General features: G+C 59.5%; 16 protein-coding genes. 6 read left to right on the forward strand and 10 right to left on the reverse strand.

Annotated features, from left to right (window positions below):
- Window positions 1-17 precede the first annotated feature (17 nt).
- Together rocF and ACQZ63_RS23210 are read left to right on the forward strand one after the other, a co-directional pair.
- The gene (rocF, locus tag ACQZ63_RS23205; RefSeq protein ID WP_025595246.1) at window positions 18-938 is read left to right on the forward strand and encodes an arginase; all 921 of its coding nucleotides are present in this window, start codon (window positions 18-20) and stop codon (window positions 936-938) included.
- Between the two features lie 13 nt (window positions 939-951).
- Entirely contained in the window at window positions 952-2,007 is a 1,056-nt protein-coding gene (locus ACQZ63_RS23210; RefSeq protein ID WP_035199886.1) for an ornithine cyclodeaminase, read from the forward strand.
- Between the two features lie 23 nt (window positions 2,008-2,030).
- Here the strand turns inward: ACQZ63_RS23210 and ACQZ63_RS23215 are convergent, their stop codons facing one another.
- The 5 genes from ACQZ63_RS23215 to ACQZ63_RS23235 all read right to left on the reverse strand — a co-directional run bounded on the left by ACQZ63_RS23215 (window position 2,031) and on the right by ACQZ63_RS23235 (window position 7,483).
- Window positions 2,031-2,915 (reverse strand): DMT family transporter, encoded by an 885-nt coding sequence (locus ACQZ63_RS23215; protein ID WP_035199888.1) that lies wholly within the window; start codon window positions 2,913-2,915, stop codon window positions 2,031-2,033.
- Window positions 2,916-3,179: 264 nt separating this feature from the next.
- Entirely contained in the window at window positions 3,180-4,172 is a 993-nt protein-coding gene (iolG, locus tag ACQZ63_RS23220) for an inositol 2-dehydrogenase (RefSeq protein WP_004431628.1), read from the reverse strand.
- 232 nt (window positions 4,173-4,404) lie between these two features.
- Window positions 4,405-5,655, reverse strand: a complete 1,251-nt coding sequence (locus ACQZ63_RS23225) for an adenylate/guanylate cyclase domain-containing protein (protein WP_035199889.1) — start codon at window positions 5,653-5,655, stop codon at window positions 4,405-4,407.
- Window positions 5,656-5,879: 224 nt separating this feature from the next.
- On the reverse strand, window positions 5,880-6,110 hold the full coding sequence (locus ACQZ63_RS23230; protein ID WP_004431634.1) for a helix-turn-helix domain-containing protein: 231 nt from the start codon (window positions 6,108-6,110) through the stop codon (window positions 5,880-5,882).
- A 257-nt stretch (window positions 6,111-6,367) separates the two neighbouring features.
- A complete protein-coding gene (locus tag ACQZ63_RS23235; protein ID WP_035199890.1) occupies window positions 6,368-7,483 on the reverse strand; it encodes an RHE_PE00001 family protein in 1,116 nt (371 codons plus the stop codon).
- A 222-nt stretch (window positions 7,484-7,705) separates the two neighbouring features.
- Between ACQZ63_RS23235 and ACQZ63_RS23240 the strand changes: the two genes are divergently transcribed.
- Entirely contained in the window at window positions 7,706-9,010 is a 1,305-nt protein-coding gene (locus ACQZ63_RS23240; RefSeq protein WP_004431639.1) for an MFS transporter, read from the forward strand.
- A gap of 53 nt (window positions 9,011-9,063) precedes the next feature.
- Here the strand turns inward: ACQZ63_RS23240 and ACQZ63_RS23245 are convergent, their stop codons facing one another.
- The 5 genes from ACQZ63_RS23245 to ACQZ63_RS23265 all read right to left on the reverse strand — a co-directional run bounded on the left by ACQZ63_RS23245 (window position 9,064) and on the right by ACQZ63_RS23265 (window position 14,444).
- Complete coding sequence (locus ACQZ63_RS23245) at window positions 9,064-10,410, reverse strand: sensor histidine kinase (protein ID WP_035199893.1); 1,347 nt, start codon at window positions 10,408-10,410, stop codon at window positions 9,064-9,066.
- Window positions 10,411-10,416: 6 nt separating this feature from the next.
- Window positions 10,417-11,070, reverse strand: coding sequence for a response regulator transcription factor (locus tag ACQZ63_RS23250; protein ID WP_004431644.1), 654 nt, complete (start codon window positions 11,068-11,070; stop codon window positions 10,417-10,419).
- A 65-nt stretch (window positions 11,071-11,135) separates the two neighbouring features.
- Window positions 11,136-12,803, reverse strand: a complete 1,668-nt coding sequence (locus ACQZ63_RS23255; RefSeq protein ID WP_111788772.1) for a phosphoethanolamine transferase — start codon at window positions 12,801-12,803, stop codon at window positions 11,136-11,138.
- 198 nt (window positions 12,804-13,001) lie between these two features.
- Window positions 13,002-13,265, reverse strand: a complete 264-nt coding sequence (locus ACQZ63_RS23260) for a spike base protein, RCAP_Rcc01079 family (RefSeq protein WP_003508451.1) — start codon at window positions 13,263-13,265, stop codon at window positions 13,002-13,004.
- Window positions 13,266-13,529: 264 nt separating this feature from the next.
- Window positions 13,530-14,444, reverse strand: a complete 915-nt coding sequence (locus tag ACQZ63_RS23265) for a LysR family transcriptional regulator (RefSeq protein WP_004431656.1) — start codon at window positions 14,442-14,444, stop codon at window positions 13,530-13,532.
- A 156-nt stretch (window positions 14,445-14,600) separates the two neighbouring features.
- Here ACQZ63_RS23265 and ACQZ63_RS23270 point away from each other — a divergent pair, with 156 nt between their 5' ends.
- The 3 genes from ACQZ63_RS23270 to fhuB are packed head-to-tail and all read left to right on the forward strand — an operon-like array spanning window position 14,601 to window position 19,658.
- Window positions 14,601-16,763 carry a TonB-dependent siderophore receptor gene (locus ACQZ63_RS23270; RefSeq protein WP_162633767.1) on the forward strand — a complete coding sequence of 721 codons (2,163 nt, stop codon included), beginning with the start codon at window positions 14,601-14,603 and terminating at the stop codon, window positions 16,761-16,763.
- Window positions 16,764-16,791: 28 nt separating this feature from the next.
- Window positions 16,792-17,694: an iron-siderophore ABC transporter substrate-binding protein gene (locus ACQZ63_RS23275; protein WP_162695628.1), complete on the forward strand. Its 903-nt coding sequence runs from the start codon at window positions 16,792-16,794 to the stop codon at window positions 17,692-17,694.
- Entirely contained in the window at window positions 17,691-19,658 is a 1,968-nt protein-coding gene (fhuB, locus tag ACQZ63_RS23280; RefSeq protein WP_013762035.1) for a Fe(3+)-hydroxamate ABC transporter permease FhuB, read from the forward strand. The genes ACQZ63_RS23275 and fhuB overlap by 4 nt, the downstream gene beginning before the upstream one ends.
- Window positions 19,659-19,681 lie beyond the last annotated feature (23 nt).

A 19,681-nucleotide genomic window follows, 5' to 3' on the forward strand; every position in this document is an offset into this window, starting at 1 on the left:
TGAAAGCGAGGGCTCAAATGGATATCAGGCTGATCGGTGCGCCGTTGCAAATCGGAGCCGGGCAATTGGGGTGTGAGATGGGGCCGAGTGCGTATCGCATCGCCGGTCTCACGCGGGCGCTCGAAGATCTGGGCCATCGGGTGGTGGATACCGGCAATGTGACGCCGGCGCCGCTGAGGGAGTTTAGCCACCCCAATCCGGCGGTGCATCATCTCGCTGAGACGGTGGCCTGGACCGAGGCGCTGACGGAGGCCGCCTATCGAGAAAGTGCTGCCGCCGTGCCGATCTTTCTTGGCGGCGACCACGCAATTTCCGCGGGAACCGTCGCCGGCATGGCACGGCGGGTGGCGGAGAGTGGCCGGCCGTTTTTCGTGCTCTGGCTCGATGCCCATACTGATTACCACACGCTTGAAACGACGCGCAGCGGTAACCTGCATGGCACGCCGGTCGCCTATTTCAGTGGTCGCGACGGATTTTCGGGTTACTTTCCGCCGCTCTCCCATGCAGTTCCTGAGGAAAATATCGGCATGATCGGCATCCGCAGCGTCGATCCAGCCGAGAGAGCCGCACTGGAAGACAGCGGCATCACCGTTCACGACATGCGCTCGATAGACGAGCATGGTGTCGCGGTTCTGCTGCGCGCGTTCCTTGCGCGGGTGCAGGCGGCAAACGGCCTGTTGCATGTCAGTCTCGATGTCGATTTCCTCGAACCGTCGATCGCGCCTGCGGTCGGCACCACGGTTCCGGGTGGGGCGACGTTCCGTGAGGCGCATCTGGTGATGGAGATGCTGCATGATAGCGGGCTTGTGTGCAGTCTCGATCTCGTGGAGCTTAACCCGTTTCTCGATGAGCGCGGCAGGACGGCGACGCTGATGGTCGACCTGGCTGCCAGCCTGATGGGCAAGCGGGTTATGGACCGCCCGACGCGGGCCGGCTAAGGGGGATGATGCAATGACGATTATACCGAACCTTAATATCGTACCTTTCGTCAGCGTCGATCATATGATGAAACTCGTGCTGCGCGTGGGGATCGATACGTTTCTGCGCGAACTTGCCGACGTCGTGGAAGAGGATTTCCGCCGCTGGGAAAGTTTCGACAAGACGCCGCGCATCGCATCGCATTCCCAAGAGGGCGTCATCGAGCTGATGCCAACCAGTGATGGAACGCTGTATGGCTTCAAATATGTGAACGGCCATCCGAAAAACATGAAGGAGGGCCGCCAGACGGTGACTGCTTTTGGGGTGCTTTCCGATGTCGGCAACGGCTATCCACTGCTCCTGACCGAAATGACCATTCTGACGGCGCTGCGCACCGCTGCTACTTCGGCTGTCGCTGCAAAACACCTAGCCCGCAAAAATGCCCGCTCGATGGCCATCATCGGTAATGGCGCGCAGAGCGAGTTCCAGGCGCGGGCCTTCAAGGCTATTCTTGGCATCGACACGGTGCGGCTTTTCGATATCGACCGGACCGCCAGCGAAAAATGCGCCCGCAATCTTGTCGGGCAGGGCTTTACCATCGAAATTTGCGATAGTGCGCAGGGCGCAGTGGAAGGTGCAGATATCATCACCACCGTCACGGCTGACAAGCAATATGCGACAATCCTGACCGACAACATGGTTGGCCCCGGCATTCACATCAATGCCGTCGGCGGCGATTGTCCCGGCAAGACGGAACTGCACCGGGACATTCTGCTGCGGTCGGACATTTTTGTCGAATACCCACCGCAGACGCGCATCGAAGGTGAAATCCAGCAATTGCCAGCGGACTACCCTGTCACAGAACTATGGCAGGTCATATCGGGTGAAAAGCACGGGCGGGTAAACGACAGGCAGATCACGCTGTTCGACAGCGTCGGTTTCGCGACCGAGGATTTTTCGGCGCTGCGTTATGTGCGCTCGAAACTGGCCGCCACCGGGCTTTACACGGAGCTGGATCTGCTGGCCGATCCGGATGAGCCGCGCGACCTGTTTGGAATGCTGTTGCGCTGCGAGGCGGCTCTCGCCTGAGAGGACGTTCAACCGGAATGACGTCAGCCAGCCCGCCTGCGTTCCCTGCGGGCAACGGCATGTTCCCGCCAGATGGTGAAGAGACCGGCGGCGATCACGATTGCAGCACCCAGAACCATGTTGGATGTCACGACCTCGCCATAGATGGTGACGCCGATGATGGAGACGAGCACGAGCTGGTAATAGGAAAACGGCTGCACCGAGGCCGCATCCGCCAGCTCGAATGCCTTGATCAGGCAATAATGGCCGCTCATGCCGGTAATGCACAGCGCCAGCATCCAGCCCCAATCCTGGGGTGCAAGGCTAACCCAATAAAACGGACCCACCAGCGTCAGCGCTGCCGCACCGGCCACGCCGGTATAAAAGAAGCTCGTCATCGCTGAATCGCTCTTGCTGCCAAGGCGGGTCAGGACGCTGTAGAGCGCAAGCATGAAGGCGGCGATGAAAGTGATCAGCAGGCGGTTGTCGAACCCTTCGCCATCAGGTTTCAGAATGACGAGAACGCCGACGAAGCCGACAAAAATGGCGCACCAGCGCCGCCAGCCCACATGTTCGCCAAGCAACGGCACGGACAGTGCGGCGACGATCAGCGGCGCCGAAGCGAGGATGGAGTGGCTGTGCGCCAGCCCGACAACGGCGAAGGAGAAAATGGAAAAAACAATCTGCACGGCAAGAAGGACGCCGCGGCTGATCTGCAGCCACGGACGGTTTGCCATGACAGCGCCCCGAATGCCGCCAGAGGACCTTGCAGCCATCAACAAAACGAAGACGGCGAAGGCCCAGTATCGAAGCATGGCGACGAAGACGGGCGGATAAGAACTGCCAAGATGTTTGGATATGCCATCCTGCGCTGCAAAGATCGTGAATGCTATGAGCGCATAAAGATAACCGGTCTTGGGTGATGGCATAAATAAACCACTGTCCGGCTGTTGCCGGCAAAAAGAGGATTCGGCGTGAATAAGGTGAATAGCAGCCATATGGTCTGGCCGTATCTTGTCAGACAACCTTATTTTCCGAATAGCTGCCATGCAAGTCCGAAGACTGCCTCTGCCCGGTCAAGTTCACGGGTGGCGCCGATGCTGGCGAAAGCTTTGCGAATAGCTGTTTTCCTGTCCGCCATGCGTTAACGCACCGCGGACAGGATGTCGGTTACGGAGTGATTTCCGCGTCGATCAGCCGATCGTCACGGCCGCCTTCGAGGTGACGGATTTCAGCGCAGCGTCGGCCAGTTTCAATGCGATCAGCCCATCCTTGATGGAGGGTGACGGAGCTACATTGTTTTCGATGCAATCGATGAAAGCGGTAATTTCCGCCGCGTAGGCCGCCGTATAACGCGTCATGAAGAAATCATGCAGCGGCGGGCGGGTGTAGCCCTCAGCATTGGCGATCTCGATGGAGACCGGCCGCTGGTTCTCGGCCGCAGCCGAACCGAGCGAACCATGCACTTCGATACGCTGGTCATACCCATAGGTCGCGCGTCGCGAATTCGAAATGCTGGCTTGCCTGCCGCTTTTCGTCGTCAGAATGATGCTGGCGCTATCGAAATCGCCGAGTGCACCGATCTCCGGATTGACGAGAACGGAACCGGTGGCGAATACGCTTTCCACTTCCTCGCCGAGCAGGAACCGCGCCATGTCGAAATCATGAATAGTCATGTCACGGAAAATGCCGCCGGAAACCTTGATGTATTCGGCTGGCGGCGGGCCGGGATCGCGGCTGGTGATGGTCACCATTTCGACCTTGCCGATGCGGCCATCCTCGATTGCCTTGTGCACGGCCTGAAAATGCGGATCGAAACGCCGGTTGAAACCGAGCATCACCTTTGCACCGGTTTCCTCAACCACCTTGGCGCAGGCTTCCGCACGGGCCACATCCAGATCGACGGGTTTTTCGCAGAAGATGGCCTTGCCGGCACGGGCGAAACGCTCAATCAGATCGGCATGGGTGTTGGTCGGCGTGCAGATGATGACGGCGTCGATCGTCTTGTCAGCCAGAACCTCGTCGATTGTGCTGACCTTGCACTGCGCTTCGCGGGCGATTGCTTCCGCAGCACCGGCAACGGCGTCCACAACGGCCACCAGCTTCGCACGGCTGTCGGTGGTGATCGCCTTGGCGTGGACCTTGCCGATCCGTCCAGCGCCGAGCAGTGCCAATTTCGTAACCATCTTTCCTCCGGTTCCTCACACCCGTCTTCCACTCCCGGAAAGACAGAATATGAACGCAAACAATGTTTCGATATGGAATATATGTTCTATTTTGCTAGATCGACATCGGAGGCGTGTCAAGCGTTTTGACGACGGGCAGGGCAGCGGAAATCATCTCTTCGGGAGGTTGCGCAGCACGGGTGAGCGCTGCGTTGAGAAAGCGTTGAAACGGGAATAAAGTCCTGACCGGCAGTCAGTCGACAGAGGGTGCGAGGACCTCCTGTTGGGGAAGCGCATAAACCTCGACCGGGGTTTCAAGGCCGCGCAGAAGCCATGGGCCGAGATTGTCCAGCTTGTCCTCGTGTCCGGCCATACGGACAAATTCTTCGGAAAACAGGACGTTGCGGCCGGTTTCCTTGGTCAGGGTTTCAAGCCGTGATGCGATGTTCACGGCCGGACCGATGACGGTAAAATCGAGGCGGGTTTTCGAGCCGATATTGCCATACATGACATCGCCAACATGGACGCCGATGCCGTAACCCAGAGGGTCATGGCCTTTCTGGCAATTGATGTCGTTGAGGGCAACGAGACTTTTCTGTGCGCTGGCAATGGCTTTCAGCAGGTTTTCACAAGCCTGTGGATCGCTGAGCGGGAAAATCGCCAGCAGCCCATCGCCCATGAATTTCAGGATTTCACCACCGAATTCCTCGATCGGATCGCACATCGCGTCGAAATAACCGTTCAGCAATTCGATCACATCATCGCGCGGCCAGAGGTCGGAAATATGGGTGAAGTTGCGCAGGTCGCAGATCAGGATCGCCGCGCCGACCGTTATGCCGCTGCCGCGCGTCGTTGCGCCATTGAGGATTTTTTCGCCCGCATGCGGCCCGACATAGGTCTCCAGCAGGGTGCGCGTCATGCGGTTTTTCAGGCGAATTTCGCTGACCAGCGCGAGCGCCGGTAGCAGGTTTTTCAACGCAAGGACTTCCGCTTCCAAAAAGCCACCGGGCCGATCGCTGGAAAAAGTGGCGACATGGCGCTTGCCGAACGTATGTTCGATCGGCCAGGCGAAATAATCCGTCAGCCCGTCGGCGCGCAATTCCTCATAGATCGGATAAGCGGATGGCTCGATTTCGTCGCCGGTCAGCCGGTGGCGGATTTCGGTTGCGCCCTGATGGATGTCGTTGATGGGGCTGTTCAGATATTCGGGCGAGCTCTCCGCCCCATAGCCATAGGTGGTGATCTCGGCCGACGATATGCCGGCCTTCCACAGGATGCGCGCGCCAAGCCATTGCGGGTGACGAATGCGGAAGGCAAGTGCGCCCCGCGCTATGGAAATTCCACTTTCGCGCAACCTGCTACACAGCTCGAAGAATATCTCATCGATAAAGCGCTCGTCCTTTGTGCCGGTGACGAGCCAGTCGAGAATTTCCGTTTTCTCCGTTGGCCACAATTCATCCAATGCTGAAGAAACCCGTTCTTCGGTGTTAAGGCTGAGTGTCATGGCAGGATTCCGGAAATTATTGGTGCTCTCGCGCAGGCGGGCCACATGGCGAACATGTCCCGTGCGGACATCATGTGGTGCCGGATAACGGAAATGTTAAGAGAGCGGAGCGGAAAATGTTCCGGAGAGACTTGTAGCGTTCAAACCGCTACGCGCGCCGCCCGGATGTTGCGTGAACATCGTCCCCGGCGGCGCTGAGATTTGGTTCGGATCGTTGTGAACGATCAGATAACGGTTTCGACTGGAATATGCAGGGCGGCGGCAACGCGCCTGATGCGCAGAGGATCGCTGTCTGAGCCGTCTTCCAAGGCGCGGATTTCATTGGCTGTCAGGCCGCAGGTGATGGCAAGCTGATCGACCGTATATCCGGCGAGATTGCGCGCCATCAGGACTTTTCGGGCGAAAGGAGCATCTGTTTCCTGATCGGAATCGAGTTGTGAGACTGAAATTGTCATTTTTTGCATCTCCCTCATGGTGGACACTTTAATGCGGATGGCAAAGAAAGGTTGCCGGAGCCGAATGCGACCGCGTTACCGGAGAAAAATCGTGTTGCAACGCAGCGAGAACATAGCCGCTTCATCCACCTACGCAATAGTTAAATTTTGTTAAGATTCGTGATCGCAGGATTCCTGCGGGATTCATCGCAGGAACAAGGGGTTGAGAAAAATACTATTTTTCCGGGGTTTAGGCGGATGAAGACTAGCGGCTTGTGCTACAGCATGCCCCAGGCACGGAAGCGGCCGCGGCCCGTAACCTCCCTCAACTCCAGTTGATTGGCGAGCCCTATCGCGCCCTGCGGCGTGGTGCCGAGTTCCCTGACGATCATGGCCGCCGAAACCACCGGCCGGGAGACGACAAGCTCCACCAGCTCTGGAAGACGCGAAGACGAGCGTCGGCCGGCCAGCTTGCGCATCATGCGTTCTCTGGCGTGGGTCAGCCTGTCATGTTCCTTCATGCTGGCCAGCGCCGCCTCGTAAAAGCTGTCGAGAAGGGCGACTAGGCGTTGCGTCTGGTTTCTGGCGTGCCGGCGCTCGCGCGGGACGGCACGAAGACCAGCGCTGAGCGCCGGCAGGTGGTCGGGAGAGACAGCCCCGTCGCGCAGAAAAGCGGCGGCCATGAGCCTGCCGAGCCAGGGGCTGCGTTGCAGAACCTCGATCATATTCCAGGCATCCAGCAGGATTGCGGTGCGCAGGATCGGGGGCAACTCCTCCGTCTGGCCAAGGACCTGCCGCCATTCCTTCAGCCTTTCCTCCTCGTCCCAGTCGGGATCGTTGATCATCGGATGGGCCTCTTCCCGATGTGTCACCGGCGCAAGGGTGGTGCCGGCGGTGATCGCGTCCAAAGTCGCGGCGCTTCGCGCCAGAAGTGCGTCCAGCTCGGAAAAGGCCCCGTCCAGCGGTGTCTCGCCTTCTGCATCAGCCTCTTCGTTGCCGGAATGATCCACCGTTTCCGGGGCAAATGCCGTCGCGTCGGCGGCAATTCCCATTCTTCCGCGCAGACGGGAAAGGCCTGGTGCAGTGAAGGCCCAGCCTGGCGCGTTTGAAAAAATCAGCCGCCTTGAGCGGACGATCCGGTGCGCCGCCGTCATTTCATGGGTTGGCGCCCGCACATCCATATGGGCGTCATGCAGGACCAGATCTTCCATATGGACAAGTTCGCCATCAACCCACATGGAGGAAATCGCGTCGGTAAAGTCCTGCCTTTCGATGAAGCCGTGTTTCATCGGCGACCGGCTTATCCTCTCATCCAGTCGTGCCAGCGCTTCACCCGCGCGCGCGGCGGGGATGAGAAGCTTTTCGATATGGATGTCCGATGTATCGTAAATCATTGATATTTTTTAGTTTGAGCACGGCCGGGTGACAAGGCGTATTAGAATGGTCCGGCGCGGAAGATGGCGAGTAGACGCTGCCATTGCCATGCTGCGATGCGGCGTAAACTTGCGCATTGCAATATGGCGGGTATATACCCCCTCCGAGAGCGACAAATTATCACACCTTCCGTTCGCCCTTCCACCTCCAGGCGAGATGAATTGGAGTTTACCGTGAATATTATGGCAAATGGTCCCGCTACGGCACCGGATCAGAAAACCCGTTTGAAATCCATTATCGGCGGATCGGCGGGCAACCTCGTCGAATGGTACGACTGGTACGTTTATTCGGCCTTCACCCTTTATTTCGCGCCGGTGTTTTTCCCTTCCGGAAACCAGACCGCCGAATTGCTGAGCGCGGCCGCCGTTTTTGCCGTCGGATTTCTGATGCGGCCCATCGGTGCGTGGTTCATGGGAACCTATGCCGACCGCAAGGGCCGCAAGGCCGGCCTGACCTTGTCCGTTACCTTGATGTGCCTCGGCTCGCTGTTGATCGCAATTACACCCGGCCACGAGACGATCGGCATTGCAGCGCCTGCCATTCTGGTGTTTGCCCGCCTGCTGCAGGGCATCAGCGTCGGCGGTGAATATGGCGCCAGCGCGACCTATCTCAGCGAAATGGCCGGCAAGAACCGTCGCGGCTTTTTCTCCAGTTTCCAGTACGTGACGCTGATTTCCGGCCAGCTTCTGGCGCTGGCGGTGTTGCTGGTTCTGCAGCGGGTTCTGACACCCGAGCAGCTCGGCGCCTGGGGCTGGCGCATTCCCTTCTTCATCGGTGGCGTTCTTGCAATTGCGGTGTTTTACATCCGTCGCGGCCTTGCCGAGACGCAGTCCTTTGAAAATGCCAAGGCGGGCAACGCGGACAAGCCGAAATCGAGCGGATGGGCGCTGTTCAAGCATTATCCGCGGGAAGCGATGATGGTCATGGCGCTGACATCAGGCGGCACGCTCGCCTTTTACGCCTACACGACCTATCTGCAGAAATTCCTCGTCAATACCTCCGGCTTCAGCAAGGAAAGCGCGACCGAAATCACCACGGCAGCCCTCTTTGTCTTCATGCTGTGCCAGCCGATTGCCGGTGCGCTGTCGGACAAGGTGGGTCGCAAGCCGCTGATGGTCGGCTTCGGCATTCTTGGAACGCTGTTCACCTATCTCATCTTCACGACGCTGGCGACGACAACCGACCCGATCATGGCTTTCGCTCTCGTTCTGGTCGGCCTGTTGATCGTCACCGGCTACACTTCCATCAATGCGGTGGTGAAGGCGGAAATGTTCCCCGCCCACATCCGGGCGCTCGGTGTGGCTCTGCCCTACGCGCTGGCGAACACGATTTTCGGTGGAACGGCAGAATTCGTAGCCTTGAAGTTCAAGCAGATCGGCCACGAAAACTGGTTCTTCTGGTACGTTACGATCATGATTGCGCTGTCGCTGGTGGTTTATGTGAAGATGCGCGATACGCGCGACCATAGCCATATTCACGAGGATTGAGCGGCCACAATAATACCAGCGAAAGCCCCGCCCCCTGGCGGGGCTTTTTGTTTTCAGCGCATTCCGGCGTCTTCGACCGGAAGCACGATGCGGGCCTCAAAACCGTCCTGTCTGCCGGGTGCGGGGGAGGATAGCACGAGTTCGCCGCCAATCTGTTCCATCAGGCTTCTGACGATAGCGAGGCCAAGCCCGGTGCCATCAGCCTTGGACGGGCCTCGGACAAAGCGCGTCGTCAGTTTGGGAAGAAGCGCCTTGTCGATCGCCGCGCCGGAATTGACGATAAGGATCGTACCGTCCTCTTCGGCCAGTATGTGCACCGGGCTTTCCGCCGGACTGTGGATCAGGGCGTTTTCGAGTAGGTTGCGGATGATGATGCCGAAGGCATCCGTGCCCAGCTTGCAGTTCAGGCCGCCTTCGCAGCGATTCGTGAAGCGGATGCGGGACGTGCCGATCGCCGTTCTGCTCATATCGTCGATGATGAGCTCGAGAATGGGGATGAGGTCGGTCGCCGTGTCTGTTACCCCGATCCTTGCTTCCGCGCGCGACATCTGCAGCAGTTTTTCGGCGAGATGGCCGAGATGCATCAGGGCTTTCTCGATATTTTCCACGCGCGGTGCAAGTTCAGGCGGAATATCGGCGTGCAGCCGCTGCGCCTGCGCCAGCGCGCCGGCAATCGGCGTGCGCAATTCATGGGCGCTGTTGGCGGTGAACTCCCTTTCCGCTTCGATTGTCGATCGCAGCCGCCTCAGCAGCAGATTAACCGAGCGGGCAATCGGGTGAAGTTCAGCCGGAAACGGCAGGGTTTCCAGTGGCGCGAGATTGCCGCCGTCTTTTTTCCCGATCTCGTCGCGCAAGGTCTGTATCGGTTGCAGGGTTTTGCGCACCACGAAGATAACGGCAAAGATGCTGGCGGGGATAAGAATGAGAACGGGCAGCAAAATTGCAGTGCCGGCTTCCTCGATTGCCTCACGCCGGTTGGCGAAGGCATCTGCGACCTGAAGGAAGTAATTCCCGTCCGGTGTCGCCACCGTGTAGATGCGCTGGGTCGCCGTTTCAGAAAAACCGGGGTCGAGAGAGACCTCGAAAGGTTCGGTCGAACTGTCATGTGAATGAAGGACGACCTGTCCTTCCCGGTCGCGAACCTGATAGGTCAGATATTCCGCCGCATGTGCAGACTGGTTGAGTTTTTGCGAGGCGGGGCCCGTGTTGTTTTCCCTGAGATCGTCCACCAGCAGTGGCAGCAGTCTTTCGGCTGTTTCCTCAACGCCAGCGTCGAAAATTTCAGCGAACTCGTCCTGCATCACCATGACGCCTAACCCGCAGGCGATAAACCAGGATATGGCGACAACGCTCGTCAGCGCCGTGACGAGCTTGCGGGTCATGCTGGTTGGTCTGGCCATTTCTGTCTACCTGATGGTGTAGCCGACGCCGCGCACGGTCTCGACGCGGTCATGGCCGATCTTCTTGCGCAGCCGGCTGATATAAACCTCGACCGTATTGCTTTCTATTTCCGCGCCGAATTCATAGAGCGTGTCGTGCAGTTGAGATTTAGAGACGACCGCACCGGGATGCTCGACCAGCTTTTCCAGCACGGCCCATTCTCTGGCGCTGAGCGTTTGCGCTGTTCCGTCAACGACGATATTGCGCGCCACCTGGTTGATTTCGATGCCGGGCAGGCGAATGACGGGGGCGGAGCGCCCCTCGTAACGCCGCGAGACCGCCAGCATGCGTGCCGAAAGCTCGTTGAGATCGAAGGGCTTGACCAGATAGTCGTCCGCACCGGCATTCAGTCCGGCAATCCGGTCGGACACCTGGTCGTGCGCCGTCAGAATGATCACCGGCGTCGAGTCATCGCGGTTGCGCAGTGATTGCAAAAGGGTGATGCCATCGCCATCCGGCAGCCGCATGTCGAGCAGGATGAGCCCGTAGGCCATGGTCAGCGTCGCCGCCGTGGCGTCGTCGAGCAACTTAAACCAGTCGACGGCGTGGCCTGCCGCGGCGACATGGTCTCGCAGCGCCTCTCCCAGCACATGATCGTCTTCAACAAGCAGAACCCGCAAGACAGCTCCTTTATCGCGTCGTCTTGCGTATCGCTTTCACGGGATAAGCGTCAAGCACTGTATGTTCAGCTATTCTGGCGCTGGGTGCAGCCGCCGAACACGTCCTGCGCGGAATCGTAGACGGAGGTGGAGACGTTCATCATTCCAAGGATACTGTGGAAATAATTGTCGTGCGAGCGCCCGCCCTTTGCTGCGCCTTTTGCAAGGCATGCGCGATCCAGCCCCATTGATTTGGCGAAATCATCATCGAACCAGACGAGAAACGGCACATGGGTCTGCTGGTCGGGTGCCAGCAGATAGGGTGCGCCGTGCAGATAGACGCCGTTTTCGCCAAGCGATTCACCATGGTCCGAGGCGTAGATCATCCCCGTCGCCAGCGTGTTGGAGCGTGCCTTCAGCTTGTCGATCACGGTCGACAGGAAATGATCGGTGTAGAGAAGCGTGTTGTCATAGGAATTCACGATTTGCGCGTCCGTGCAATTGCCAAGCTCAGCGGTTCGACAGTCCGGGGTGAACTTCCGGAATTCGTCTGTGTAACGCAGATAGTAGGTCGGCCCATGGCTGCCCATCTGGTGCAACACGATGACACTGTCCTTCTTGACGTTATCGAGCCATGCGTCGAGCTTGTCGAAGAAGATATCGTCGCGGCATTCTCCGCCAGTGCAGAAGCGGGTGTCGTTGGTGGAAGGCAGGTCGAAAAAGGGAATGCGGTCGGCCACGTTCTTGCTGCCGGTGTTGTTGTCCAGCCAGGTTGCACCGACACCGGCATGGACAAGAACATCCATGACGTTCTCGTTGGCGAGCGCCTTGTTGTGGCTATACTCAGAACGCGGGAATTTCGAGAACATGCAGGGAATGGAAATCGCCGTCGCAGTGCCGCAGCTGGTTGTATTAGGGAAATAGATCACGTCGCGCTTTGCCAGTTCCGGGTTGGTGTCGCGCCCATAGCCGTTCAGGGAAAAGTTCGCAGCGCGCGCGGTCTCACCAGCCACGATGACGGTGATGCGTGGCTTGTGGATGCCACCCAGCGCCGGCAGGATTTTCGCATCCTTGCCGATCGGGCTCACCTGTATGTCAGCTTCCTTTTCCGCCTGCGTCAGATAGTGAATGGTGGATATGATCGGCGACAAGGGATTGACGCTTTTGACGATATCCTTGTGCTGGCGCACGGCGGTGGTGAATGTTTTGGAATTCGCAAAGCTGATGATGCCGGCAACGGTGAGGCAGATCAGGATGCTGACGGTGTTCCACAGCAACTTGTCGATGATCGGCCGATGCCGAACCCGGACGGCGGCGATGACGAGCGACGGCACCAGCCCATAGATCGTCAGATGCCAGAAAAGGCCAGGTGTCATCAGATTGCCCGCTTCCGCGCGCGTGGTCTCCACGGCGTTGCGGATCATGTCGCTGTCGATGATGATGCCGTAGCGGTCCATGAACCATGAAGCCGCCGCGGCCGCGAATATCAGCAAGATAAGAAACGGCTTGATGAGATATTTGGCGGAAAAAATGGTGATGAGCGCACCGAAAAGCGCCGCTATGGCGACATAAAGCGCGACGATGGCAACCGGATAGGCGGAAAGATAGGTGTGAACCTTCGACCAGAATGTCCGGTTCGTGAAAAACAGCAGATAGGCCGCCGTCAGCAGGCTGAGCGGCACGCTGCCGATCTCCGGACGATACGTTATTGTTCCCGTCGCTTTCGCGGTAAAAAGAGCCACTGCCAGATCCACCAGATTTCCGATAGGCCGGCGGCAACGAAAAAGGGGCGGGAACGCCGCTGTCCAAGCTGCCGCATGGGCCGATCAATGGCGGATGCTTCATTTTGCTGACATCAACCTGAAAGCTTGTCATGAAAGTGTCACACTCCTTGGTGGGCTTCTGGCGAGGGCTGCGTTTCAGATCGAGGAGATCAGCCGGCGATGGAGCGCTCAATTGAGCCCCAGAATGCCTGTGGCGGTGGTGCGGGTTGCAAATATGCGGGTGGCCCTGACCGGCAGCAGGCTGCCTGCGGGCAGGTTCTGGAAGGTCACCGTCGCGCCGGAAAGCAGGGTCAGGCAGAGATGACCACCATTGCCCACATAGATGGCGCGCGTGGGGGAAGGAAGCGGGTTCGTATCATCAGGAACAACCTCGAAAGCATGGGATGCCGGGGATTCGAGGCCTGCGGCGTGGTGTTCGTAAGTCTCAGCCATTGCTGTCTCCCGTAAATCGAAATCTGCCGCGATTATACGGTGCGCCGCGGCTGCGGGGAAAAGCGGGAACAGAAAATATCCGGACGGGATTTAGGCCTTGCTTCCGGTTTGCCGAAAAGAGCGCCATTCTTTCCGTAATCTCATGTGGTTGCGTCGCTTGGCCTGTTGCCACCGATGCCGCGGAAACGGACGATGACGGGTTTTTCGTCCACGGGATCGGCAGCCGGGTCGTGGATATTCAGCGCATGGGCGGGTGCGGTCGCGTCAATTGCGGGTATGGAGAATGAAGGCCCTGACGGCGGGAGAGGCTTCCGTTTTCCGGTGGGCGATGGCGAGGTCGGAAGTCGTGGCGCTTGCTGCAAGCGGCACGTAGCGCACGCCGGGCAACCGCAGACAATCGAGCGAGCGCGGCACCAGCGCCACACCGAGGCCGATCGCCACCATGCTGGTTATGGTGGTGTAATCCCGGCCTTCCGGGCTTATCGTTGGCTGGAACCCGGCCTCGTTGCAGGCTTCTATCGTATTGTAATGAAAGCCGACATCCGGCGGCTGCCGCGGTGTGATGAAGGTCTCGTCGGCAAGGTTCTTGAGGTCGACCTGCAGCGCAAAGGCCAGGGGATGGTTTTCAGGAAGTGCGGCCACCAGCGGTTCGCGCAGAACCACATGGGTTGTGACACCTTCCGGAACGGGCGCAGGCGGGCGGATGAAGGCAAAATCCAGATTTCCGTCGGCGATCTTGGCGAGTTGCAGCCGCATCTCCATCTCGATCAGTTGCAGTTCCACATCGGGATGAGAGGCGCGGAAACTGGCGATGGACTGGATCATCAGGCCGGAATAGGCGGCCGAAGCGACATAACCGATGGAGATGCGGCCCGTCTCGCCGCGATCGACGCGTTTAAGCGCCGCAAGTGTCGCCTCGGCATTGGCGAGAATTTTGCGGGCATCCTCATAAAGAAGCTGGCCAGGCGTGGTGAGCTTCACCGATCGCCGTGTCCGGTCAAGCAACGGCATGCCGACGATCTGCTCGAGCGCCATGATCTGCTGGCTCAAACCCGGCTGGGCAATGCCGAGGCGGGCGGCGGCGCGCTCGAAATTGCGCTCATCCACCAGCGTGGTGAAATAGCGCAGGTGCCGCAGCTCGAACGCGTCCGCCCGGTTTGCCGGTTTCCTGCCCATCATCACTGCCTTTCCTGACGGATTTGAATAATTCCAAGCTATTATCCGTAAGAATTTTCATAATCAGTAGTTCTGAAAAAATCCAGTTTCACTTATTGGATCACAATCCGCTCCTTGCGTAATAAGATGACTTAAATTCTCCAGAAAAATAACCGTCTCATGGCGGCGCGGTTGATGAAGGGTCTTGGCGTGCAGGGAAAATCTAAACACATTTCCATTCTGGCGGGCGGTTGCGCTGCCATCGCCTATGTGGCGTTCGTGACCTCCGGCGTTGCCCTTGCGCAGGAAGCCGGAACGACGGTGCTGCAGACCATCACCGTGGACGGCGCGAAAAATCAGGACTCCAAGGCGCCGGTGAAGGGCTATGTGGCAAAAACCAGCGCCAGCGCCACCAAGACGGGGCGATCCCTGATCGAGACGCCGCAATCGGTTTCCGTCATCACCAGGGATCAAATGGATGCGCAGAATGTCCGTAATCTCAGCGAGGTGCTGAATTATGTGCCTGGCGTCGTCGCGCAGCCGTTTGGGGCGGATCCACGTTTCGATGCGCCGCGCATTCGCGGCTTTCAGGGTAACCAGCTGCAGTTCCTCAACAGTCTGCGGCTGATGCGCACGGCCGGTGCGCCGTCTTATGAGGTCTACGGTCTGGAGCGGGTGGAAGTCATTCGCGGGCCGGCCTCGGTGCTTTACGGTCAGGGTAATCCCGGTGGCCTCATCAATCTCATCAGCAAGCGGCCGACTTTCGAGCGTTTCGGCGAAGTCGGAGCGCAGATCGGCAGCTTCGATTATTACCAATCGATGTTCGATATTGGTGGGCCGGTCGCGGATAGCGACAGTTTTGCCTATCGCCTGACCGGCCTTGCCCGCAACGCCCATCTTCAGACGGACAATCTGCAGAACGATCGTTATTTCATCGCCCCGGCGCTGACATGGCAGCCCGACGAGGATACGAAACTGACGGTTCTCGCCTCCTATCAGCACGACAATCCGAGTTCGCCGTCTGGCCTGCCGCCGGCGCTGACCTATCTGAGACCAGGCAATATGCTGGACCGCAGCTTTTATGTCGGCGATCCCTCTTTCGATACCTCAAGCCGCAAGTTCACTAATATCGGCTATGAGTTCGAGCACCGTTTCGACGAGACCTTCACCTTCCGGCAGAATGCGCGTTATTCCAATTTCGACTGGTCCTACCGCGCGCTCGGCATGTCTTCGACCAGCGGCGGCATGATCGGCAATCTCATCCGCCGCAATGCGACGTTCCAGGATGAATTGCTGAACACCTTCAACATCGACAACAGCCTGCAGGCGGAGTTCTCCACGGGACCAGTCGACCACACCCTGCTTGTCGGGCTGGATTACCGCTATTTCGACAATAACGTCAAAACCGAATTCTGGGCCGCAACGCCGCTCAATCCCGTCAATCCTGTTTATGGCGGGCCAATTAGTCTCACCTCGCGCACGCTTTATGCCGATGTGAAGACGGATATTTCCCAGATCGGTCTTTATGCGCAGGACGAGATGGCCTTTGAGAACTGGCGGGTCACCGCCGGTCTGCGGCAGGATTGGGCAAGCACCGGCGGCACGACGTTCAACGGAACGACCTACCGCACTCTCGACAAGGACGACCATAAGCTGACGGGCCGTGTCGGGGTCAGCTATCTCTTCGATGGCGGCATCGCGCCGTATGTCAGCTACGCGACCTCCTTCGAGCCCGTGCCGCAGCCGGCTGTCGGTGATGCGCCGAAACCGACCACGGGCGAACAATGGGAAGCGGGCATCAAATATCAGCCCGAGGGCTTTGACGGTTTCTTTTCCGCGGCGATCTACGATCTGAAACAGAAGAACGTCACGACGACGGTGGGCGGGGTGACGCAGCAGATGGACGAGGCGCAGGTGAGAGGCCTCGAACTGGAAGGCGTCGCAAGCCTTGCAGACGGGCTCGACCTGCGGGCGGCCTATACCTACATGGACAGCGAGGTCTCCGGCCGTGTGAACAACGGCAAGGAGCTGGATAGTACGCCCCGGCACGCCGCCAGCCTCTGGCTCGACTACACCTTCCCGGAAGATACGGCGCTTGAAGGTTTCGGCATCGGCGGCGGTGTCCGTTATGTCGGAAAACGTTATGGCGATGCGGCCAATGCCTTCGAAATGAAGGGCCTCGCCCTGCTCGATCTCGGCGTGCATTACGAGAAGAACGGCTACCGCGCCTCGCTTCTGGTGCAAAACTTGACTGATAAAGAATATATTTCTAGTTGCTCCACTTTCGGATGCTATTACGGTGACGGCAGAACCGTTATGGGCAAGCTGACCTACCGTTGGTAACGCCATATTAAAGTGAAGCAGCAGGGGCATGACGCGTAAGGATCGATGGATTTCCCCCCTCTGGGGGCGGCGGGAATTTTTAAGCCTGCTCGCCGCCTCGGCTCTTGCGGGCAAGGCGCGGGCAGCAGTGATGCCGCGCATCGCCGCCATCGACTGGGCCATGCTGGAAACATCTGTGGCGCTCGGCGTCATGCCGGTGGCGGCGACCGAACTCATCCAGTTCCGGTCCGGCGCGGTCGAGCCTGATATCCCTGAAACCGTCGCCGATCTCGGCCTGCGCGGCGCTCCGAATTTCGAGCTTCTGCAGCTCACCCGGTCGGAGCTCATTCTGATTTCGCCTTTCTACACACGTTATACCGGCAGGCTGGAAGCGATCGCCCCCGTCTTTTCACTGCCCTTTTACGTGAAGGGTGAGCCGCCTTTCGAAAAGGCGCTGGCGGCGGTCACCGCGCTTGGTGAAAAGCTCGGGCGGGCCGAAGAGGCGCGCAAGGTTCTGGGTGAAACGGAAGCGGCACTGCACGCCATGCGGGCCCGTCTTGCCGGGTTTTCCGCACGGCCGACCTATGTCATCAACATAGGCGACGCCCGGCATTTTCGTGCCTTTGGTGCGGATAGCATGTTCGGGGATGTTCTTGGCCGTCTGGGGCTGACCAATGCCTGGGTGGATCGGTCGCAATTCACCTTCGCGGCCCCGGTGCCGCTTGAAAACCTCGCCGCCTCATCCGATGCGCGCATCGTCATCGTCTCCGATATTCCGGTGGAGGCGCGGGAAACTCTGCGCAACAGCGCCATCTGGCGCGCGCTGCCTGCCGTTCGGGAAAATCGGGTGGTGACGCTTGCCAATGTCGGCCCCTATGGCGGCATCACCGCCGGCATGCGTTTCGCGAGGCTTCTGACCGAAGCGCTCTTGGCACGGGGAGAAGCCTTGTGACGGCGCGGCCTCTCCCGCTTTTCTTCGGGCTTTTGTTCATTCTGGCCTGCGGTCTTTCCCTGCATGCCGGGTTGCTGCGGCTGCCTTTCGGTGCGTGGCCCGGCCTGCCTTTTGATGCCGCCGCTATGTCGATGGATCAGGTCATCCTCGCTTTCAGCCTGATGCCGCGTGTGGCGGTCGCCATTCTGGCGGGCGCGATGCTGGGTCTCTCGGGCGCGCTTTTTCAGCAATTGCTGCGCAACCCGATCGCTGATCCCTCGACGCTCGGCATCTCGGCTGGCGCGCAACTGGCCATCGTCATCGCCACGCTGTTCTTTCCCTCGGTGCTGGATGGCAACCGCGCACTGGTGGCGCTTGCCGGCGCTGCCGCTGCCGCCGGTATTGTCTTCCTGCTTGGCTGGCGACGCTCCTTCGAACCGGTAACCATGGTGGTGGCAGGGCTCCTGGTCGGCATCACCGCCGCATCCGTTTCCGCGGCGCTGACGCTCGCGCAGGGCGAATATCTGATGTCGCTCGTGGTCTGGAATGGCGGCTCGCTCAGCCAGCAGGATTGGTCGAACGCCCTGTCTCTCACCTTTCAGCTTCTCGTGGGGCTTGTCCTGACGGGCCTGCTGGTTAGGCCGCTGACGGTTCTCGGTCTCGGTGATTCCGGCGCGCGATCGCTCGGCGTATCGCTGTTTTCGATCAGGCTCGCCGTCGCCGCCGTCGCCGTCATGCTGGCCGCCTTCGTCGCTTCGGCGGTTGGCCTCGTCAGCTTCATCGGCCTTGCCGCCCCTGCGCTCACCCGGGCGCTTGGCGTGCGGCGCTCCTCTTCGGTGCTCTTCGTTTCCCCGCTTCTGGGCGGCCTGCTGCTCTGGTTCTGCGACGGTATCGTGCAACTTCTGGCAAACAAGACGGCGGAAGTTTTCCCGACCGGCGCGGTGACGGCCCTGATCGGCGGCCCGCTGCTTCTCTGGCTGCTGCCGAAAATCCGGCCGACCGACGTGCATCGCGGCGAAGGCGTCGATCTCGCGACAAGACGCGGGTTTACGGCCCTGCTGCCGATGCTCATCGTCATGGCCGCGCTGATCTTTGCAGCACTCGCCATCGGCAGGGGGCCTCAGGGCTGGACGATGCTGGGGGCGGGTGACCTGCAAAGCCTTCTGCCCTTCCGCTGGCCCCGGCTGATGGCGGCCATCGCCGCTGGCGGTCTTCTCGCCATGGCGGGTGCTCTTTTGCAGCGGCTCACCGGCAATCCGATGGCAAGCCCGGAGGTCATCGGCGTCAGCGGCGGCGCAGGCCTCGGTTTTGCCGCCGCCATCACGATTTTTCCGGCGGCCGGTCTGTTCGAGCTGTTTTGCGGCGCCGGCATCGGCTCGGCGGGCGTCATGATCCTCGTCCTGTTCTTTTCCGTGCGCCGGCATCTGGCGCCAGAAAAAATCCTGCTCGCCGGCATTGCTATTAGTTCGCTCTGCTCGGCGGTGCTTTCGGCGCTGCTTGCGATTGGTGACCAGCGGGCATGGCAGATTCTCGCCTGGCTCAGCGGCTCTGGTTCGACCGCGACACCGGCTTCGGCAATCTTTCTCGCCATTCTTTCCATCGTGCTTCTGGCGGCTGCCCTGTCGGTGACGCGCTGGTTGACGATCCTGCCGCTTGGCCGGGATGTGCCGCTCTCGCTCGGGCTGCCGCTCGGCCTGGCGCGTATCGCCGTCATCGCGGTGGCCGGCATCGCCACGGGGGCCGCCTCGCTGCTCGTCGGTCCCTTGAGCTTCGTCGGGCTGATGGCGCCGCATATTGCGCTTCGCGCCGGCTTCACCACGCCGCGCGATCATCTGTTAGCTTCTTTCCTGTTCGGCGCGGTGCTGATGGCGCTTTCCGATCTCGGGGCGCGAACGGTGACCTTTCCCTATGAACTGCCGCTCGGGCTTTTTGCGGCTCTGGCCGGCGCGCCCTATCTGATCTGGCTTTCAGGCAGGCGCCAATGATTTATTTGAACATTTACGGAGAT

It is taken from the genome of Agrobacterium sp. CG160-95 (genome assembly GCF_053521725.1).